Genomic DNA, 236 nt, shown 5'->3' with positions numbered 1-236 from the left:
GGGATTCGGTATCCGAGGGCCCCACAACCCCGCCCGGACAAGCCAGACGGTTTAGGCTCTTCCCCTTTCGCTCGCCGCTACTCAGGGAGTCGCTTTCGCTTTCCTCTCCTCTGGGTACTGAGATGTTTCAGTTCCCCAGGTTCCCCCCGCCCTAAAGGGCGGTGACCCGTGTTCCCACGGGCCGGGTTCCCCCATTCGGACATCCAGGGATCAACGCCCGCTACCGGCTCCCCCTG

At 64.4% G+C, this 236-nt stretch carries 1 rRNA gene; it reads right to left on the bottom strand.

The features are described 5' to 3' along the window. A 23S ribosomal RNA gene (locus tag ACYQ0J_RS13940) occupies nt 1-236 on the bottom strand; the annotation flags it as partial.

This window comes from Thermus sp. FJN-A, from assembly GCF_054655095.1.
Note: the sequence above shows the minus strand (reverse complement) of the source record. Positions and strands in the feature narration are given on the sequence as shown.